This is a genomic window from Streptomyces sp. C1-1, assembly GCF_050214755.1.
GTDB lineage: Bacteria > Actinomycetota > Actinomycetes > Streptomycetales > Streptomycetaceae > Streptomyces.
Genome location: NZ_CP189826.1, coordinates 503,314 through 509,849 on the forward strand (window position 1 = coordinate 503,314; position 6,536 = coordinate 509,849).

At 71.0% G+C, this 6,536-nt stretch carries 2 protein-coding genes; both read right to left on the reverse strand.

What is annotated here, in order from left to right:
• Positions 1-60: 60 nt before the first annotated feature.
• Positions 61-3,351 (reverse strand): amino acid adenylation domain-containing protein, encoded by a 3,291-nt coding sequence (locus ACQF4J_RS02255; protein WP_351800837.1) that lies wholly within the window; start codon positions 3,349-3,351, stop codon positions 61-63.
• Between the two features lie 80 nt (positions 3,352-3,431).
• Complete coding sequence (locus tag ACQF4J_RS02260; RefSeq protein ID WP_427164358.1) at positions 3,432-6,536, reverse strand: type I polyketide synthase; 3,105 nt, start codon at positions 6,534-6,536, stop codon at positions 3,432-3,434.

Below are 6,536 nucleotides of genomic sequence, written 5' to 3' on the forward strand. Positions count from 1 at the left end.
TCAAGTACGCCTGCCGCATTCATGTCCCGCCGACGGGACATGAATTCACACGTAAAATGCTCAGAGGGCTTCGCCGTCCTTGGTCCTCCTCCGGAGCGTCGGCCTGCTCGACCGGGCCAGGTCCTTCCACCTGTCCGACAGACCGGCGACGGTGCGTGCCGCGAACAAGGTGCGGATGGACACTTCGAGGTTCAGCTCCGCCCGGATCAGACCGACCAGTCTGATCGCCCGCAGCGAGTTGCCACCGAGGTCGAAGAAGTCCTCGTCGACGCCCACGCGGTCCAGTTCGAGCGCGTCGGCGAAGGCCGCGGCCAGCACCCGCTCGGTGTGGTTGCGGGGTGCCCGGTACTTCCTGTCGTCGAACGCGGGTTCCGGCAGCGATGCCCGGTCCAGCCTTCCGCCGGCCGTCACGGGAAGGCGTTCCAGCATCACGAACGCGGACGGCAGCATGGACTCCGGCAGCCGCTCCGCGGCGTACCGGCGCAGTTCCTGGGCCGCCGGCCCGGCTCCGCGCTCGCCCACCGGAACCACATACGCGATCAGCCGCCGTTGCCCGGAGTCGTCCTTCCCGGCGACCACCACGGACTGGGCAAGCCCGGGGTGTTCGGACAGCACCTCTTCGATCTCCGCCGGCTCGACCGGGACGCCGCGTATCTCCGTCCGCGTGCCGGCCCGGCCCACGTACTCCAGGCGGCCGTCGGCACCCCATCGCACGCGGTCCCCGGTCCGGTACATGCGCCCGCCCGCCGGACCGAACGGACAGGGCACGAACCGCTCCGCCGTCGGCCCGGGCCGCCCGGCAAGACCACGGGCGAGGCCGGGTCCGGCCGCGTAGAGCTCGCCGGTCACGCCCACGGGCACCGGCGCGAGGCCCGGGCCCAGTACGTAGAGGGCGGTGCTGTCCGCGGGGTGGCCGACCGCCCCGACGTGGTCCGCGGGGGCGTCGGCGGCCAGGCGGTGGGCCGCGGGGAACACGGTCGTTTCCGTCGGGCCGTGGCCGGTCACGACCGTGAGTTCGGGACAGGCCTCCCGCACCCGTCGTACCGCGGCCGCGGACACGTGGTCACCGCCGGTCCACACCTCGGGCAACCCGGCGAGGCTCTTGGGGTGCTCGGCCGCGATCGCCGAGAACTGGTCCACGGGCAGCCACAGCGCGGAGAGCTCGTGCACCGCTCGTAGTTCGGTCAGTGTGTCGACGTCCAGTTCGCCCGGGGGAGCCACGACCACCCGGCCGCCGTTCAGCAGAGGTGCCCACAGTTCGAGGGCGAGCGCATCGGAGGTGTGCGGAGAGTGCCACAGGACGGTGCCGCGGCTGCCTTCGCGCCATTGCCGGTCCATGACGGATCGCTGCATGGTCCGGTGTGTGACGGCGACTCCTGTGGGCGCGCCGTCCGGTCCGGAACCGTGTGTGACGGCCAGCAGTCCGTCCGGGTGCAGGGCGACCGGCGCACCGTCTTCGGCCGGGATCTCCGAGGCGATGTCGTCGAACCGGATCACCGGAACGTCCGGATCGGCACAGAGCGCTTCGGCCGTCGCCGCTTCGGCGAGCAGGAGGCGCACCCCGGCCTCCTGCGCCACCGGCCGGATCCGCACCGGGGCCGACGCCGGGTCGACGGGCAGGTAGGCTCCGCCCGCCTTCGCCACGCCCAGCAGCCCGACGACCAGGTCCACCGAGCGGGGCAGTGCCACCGCCACGACCGTCTCGGGTCCGACGCCCCGGCGTCGCAGCGCCGCGGCCAGGCGACTGGACCGTTCGTCCAGCTCGCGGTACGAGAGTGCCGAATCCCCGGACACCACCGCGACGGCGTCGGGAGCCTGCTCCACCTGGCGGGCGAACAGCTCGGGGACCGTCAGCCCGGGCACCGGGACTTCCGTGTCGTTCGGTGCCGTGAGCACCTGGTCCCGCTGGTCTCCCGCGACCACGTCCAGCGCGCCGACCGGCAGTTGTGCGTCGGCGGCCAGCAGGGCACGCATGTACGCGATCAACTCAAGTCCGATGAAGCGCAGTTCCGCGGCGGTGTACAGGGTCGCCGGGGCGTCGAGGCGGAGGAACAGGTCGCTGTGGGCGCTTCCGTCGGTGTAGACCCCGATGGACAGTTCGTCGAAGGCGCCGGTCGTCGCGCCGAGGTGGCAGGCCGGGCGGCCGGCGAAGTGGAGTTGCTCCGCGAATTCGACGACGTTGATCACGGCGCCGAAACTGCCGCGCCCGCTCAGGCTGATGCCGCTCGCGCGCTGGATGTCCGAGTAGTGGCAGGCGATGTGGCCGAAGATCTCGTACGTCTCGTCGACCACCGCGTCGGCGATCTCGCCGAAGGTGGTGCCGAGCGGGACCCGCACCCGCATCGGCACCACGTTGACCGCCAGGCCGGGTGTGCTGCTCGCGGCCCCGGTCCGGTTGGCCACGGCCATCGAGAGGAGGAACTCCGGGCGGTCGCATCGGTGCCGGAAGTACACGGCCGCGGCCGCGGTCAGCAGCGACGACATCCACACGCCCATGGACTTCGCGGCGTCGGTCCAGGTGTCCGCCTCGGCGCGCGGAATGGTCAGCGTCCGGCTCACCATGCCGATGGCGTCGGCCAGTTGGCCCCAGCGGTCGGCGGTGCCGGTCCGTTCGGACAGCGCGGCTCGCGCTTCTTCGGGCAGGGCGATGCGTGGGACCTGTGCGGGCCCGGGAGCGTTCGTCAGATAGGAGCGCCAGAACTCGGTGTCCTCGGTGAAGGCCGGGGAGTCGCGGTACTGCGTCGCCTCGGCCGCGAACGGCTCGGCGTCCCACGGCTGCGGCAACTCCGGTATCCGCGCGCCCCTTACGAGCGCCGTGTAGACCTCCGCGAGGCGCCGCGAGAACAGGCCGCCCGCGCCGTACCCGTCCGAGACGAGGTGGTGGTAGGCGACCACCACGAGGGAGCGGGCTGGCCCGAGTCTCACCACGCCCAGCCGGAACAGCAGGTCCCGCTCCAGGTCGAACGGCTGCCTCACCAGGTCGGCCAGCGCCTCGCGGGCCGCCTGTTCCGGATCGGCCGTGTCGCCGACATCCATGAAGAACGGCTGCCAGTCCCCCAATTCTCGGGGTACCTGCCGCAGTTCGCCGTCCACTTCGACGAAGTTGACGCGCAGCACTTCCGCCTCGCCGAGTACGTGACGGAATGCGGATTCCATGACCGCCGTGTCCAGTTCACCGTCCACGTCCCACATGAACAGCGCGTGGTTCAGCGTGTCGGGGTTCATTTTCTGCGCGAGCCACATTCCTTTTTGCGCAGAAGACGCACCGAACGAGCGCACACGGATCATCTCCTCAAGCGAACAGGCCCGGGATTCGGTGGAATTCGAGATCGCCTCCACCTTCACGGACATGGGAACAGCCGGTCAAGACAATGGTGTTCGGGGGCCGGCCGAGCCGTCGGCACACTCGGGGTGTCCCGCCGACAGGACAGTTACCGGGCGCGGAAAGAGGAGACTATGTGCCCGGTGATGAGCCGCGCGGTCGGGTATCTCAGCGCCATGTTCGCCCGGAGCCGGAGCCCGGTCGCCGCGGCCAGCCGCTTGCTCAACTCCACCGACAGCAGCGAGTCGAAGCCGAGGTCCTTGAACTCCTGGTCGGGGTCGATCGTCTCACCGGAGGGGTGTCCGAGCACGACGGCGATCTTCCCCAGGACATGGTCCAATACGAGTGCCTCCGCGTCTTGTTCGGAGAGGGTGGAGAACGCGTCCGGCAGGGAAAGAGGCTCGTCATCTGCTGTGGGCGGCTCCGCCTCGGGCAGCTGCGCCGTCACCCCCGGGTGGGCGGAGTGCAGCCAGTACCGCTGTCGCTGGAAGGCGTACGTCGGCAGTTCCACCCGTCGGCGCGCCCCGAAGAAGGCGTCCCAGTCCACGCTCCCGCCCCGGACGTACAGCTGGGCCAGCGAGCCGAGCAGGGCCTCCGCCTCTCCCCGGTCCCGCCGTGCCGAGGACAGGACGAGCGCGTCGTCGAGGTCATCGACGATCTCCTGCACCGGGACGGTCAGGACGGGGTGCGGGCTCATTTCGACGAACACCCGGTGGCCGTCCTCGGCCAGTTGCCGGACGGATGTCTCGAAGAGGACTTTCTCGCGGAGATTGTCGTACCAGTAGACACCGTTCAGCTCTACGGTATCGATCTTTTCACCGAGCAGGGTCGAGTAGAACGGCAGCGTCGACGATTGCGGGCGTATGTCGGACAGCGGTCCGATCACCTGGTCGCGGACCCTGGCGACCTGGCGGGAATGGGAGGCGTAGTCGACCGATATGCGCCTGGCCTGAATGCCCTCCGCCGTCATCTTCTCGACGAATTCGTCGAGGGCGCCCGGCTCACCGGACACCACCACGGAGCGGGGGCCGTTGACGACGGCGACGCCCAGCCGGCCGTTCCAGGAGGCGATGCGCGTGGCCACAAGTTCCGCGGACTCCGAGACCGACGCCATCCCGCCGTGCCCGATGAGCTCCAGCAGTGCCCTGCTGCGGAGAGCCACGATCTTGGTGGCGTCGCGCAGCGACAGTGCGCCGCAGACGTGGGCGGCGGCGATCTCGCCCTGGCTGTGTCCGACCACGGCGGCCGGTTCCACGCCCCAGGACCGCCACAGGGCGGCCGTGGACACCATCACCGAGAACAACGCCGGCTGCACCACATCGACCCGGTCCAGCGTCGGGGCGCCTTCCGCACCGCGCACCACGTCGGTCAGCGACCAGTCGACCCACTCCGCCAGCGCGGCCGCGCACGCGTCGAGACTGTGGGCGAAGACGGGGAAGGTCTCGTACAACTGCCGTCCCATGCCGACCCATTGGGATCCCTGGCCCGCGAACATGAAGACAGTGCCACCCAGTTCCCCGGCAGTCCCGCGCACCACCGCGGCGGACTCGGTGCCGTCGCGCACCGACGCCAGTCCGTTCAGCATCTCGTCCCGGTCGCGGCCCAGGACGACCGCACGGTGTTGGAAGGCCGTCCGGCTCGACACCAGCGACCAGCCGGTGTCGGCGACACCCACCGTCGGGTTCGCCTCGGCGAAGTCGTGCAGCCTGCCCGCCTGCCGTCCCAGCGCCGCCGTGTTCCTGCCCGACACCGTCCACGGCACCAGACCGGCGGCGACGGCCGGGCCGGGCCCGGTCGGCTCCTGGGGCTGCGCCGCCTCCTCCAGGATCACGTGCGCGTTGGTGCCGCTGACGCCGAACGAGGACACCCCGGCCCGGCGCGGGCCGTCCGGCCGGGGCCACTCGCGTCCCTCCAGCAGCAGTTCGACCGCGCCCGAGGACCAGTCCACGTGGTGTGAGGGCGTACGTACGTGCAGGGTCTTCGGCAGGTAGCCGTGGCGCATGGCCTGCACCGCCTTGATGATCCCGCCGACCCCGGCCGCGGCCTGGGCGTGACCGATGTTCGACTTCAGGGAGCCCAGCCAGAGCGGCCTGCCCTCGGGCCGGTCCTGTCCGTAGGTCGCGAGCAGGGCGCCCGCCTCGATGGGATCACCCAGCGCGGTTCCGGTGCCATGGGCCTCGACCAGGTCCACCTCCCGGGGCGCGATCCCCGCGTCGGCCAGTGCCTGGCGGATCACCTTCTGCTGGGCCAGGCCGTTGGGCGCGGTCAGGCCGTTGCTGGCGCCGTCCTGGTTGACCGCGGTCCCGCGGACGACGGCCAGCACCGGGTGGCCGGCCCGCCGGGCGTCGGACAGCCGCTCCAGGAGCAGTACGCCCACTCCCTCGGACCAGCCGGTGCCGTCCGCGCCGTCCGCGAAGGACTTGCACCGGCCGTCGGCAGCCAGCCCGCGCTGCCGCGAGAACTCCACGAAGATCGCGGGCGTCGACATCACCAGCGCCCCGCTCGCCAGTGCGAGCGAACACTCCCCCGCGCGCAGGGACCGTACCGCCAGATGCAGGGCCACCAGCGACGACGAACAGGCCGTGTCCACGGACAACGTCGGTCCGGTCAGGCCCAGTTCGTACGCCACCCTGCCGGAGGCGACGCTCAGCGCGCTCCCGTGCATCAGGTAGCCCTCCAGCTCGCTTCCGCCTCCCTCCAGGAAGCGCGAGCCGTACTCGGAGGAGCTCACCCCGGTGAAGACACCGACGTCGGTCCCGCGCACCTGTGCGGGCACGATGCCCGCCCGCTCGAAGGCTTCCCACGAGGTCTCGAGGAGCAGGCGCTGCTGCGGATCGATGGCCGTTGCCTCACGCGGGCTGATGCCGAAGAAGCCCGCGTCGAAGCCGGCCACGTCCGTCAGGAATCCGCCGTGCCGTACGTACGAGCTTCCGACCCTGTCGGGGTCCGGGTCGTACAGGTCGCGCCAGCCGCGGTCCGTGGGGAACTCGTCCACCGCGTCCACGCCGTCGCGGACCATGTCCCACAGTTCCTCGGGTGAGGTCACGCCTCCCGGGTAGCGGCAGGCCATGGCCACCACGGCGACCGATTCGCCGTGGCCGGCTCTGAGGGCTTCATTCTCCTGCCGGAGGCGGTCGCGCTCCTCCAGCAGTGTGCGCAGTGCCCGTTCGACCCGGGCCCCGCCCGCCACCGCACGGTCCGCGGAGTCGTCCAT

Coding starts and splice junctions, on each gene's coding strand:
- ACQF4J_RS02255 (WP_351800837.1), bottom strand. CDS start 3,351: ATGTCCGTGAAGGTGGAGGCGATCTCGAATTCCACCGAATCCCGGGCC.
- ACQF4J_RS02260 (WP_427164358.1), bottom strand. CDS start 6,536: ATGGACGACTCCGCGGACCGTGCGGTGGCGGGCGGGGCCCGGGTCGAA.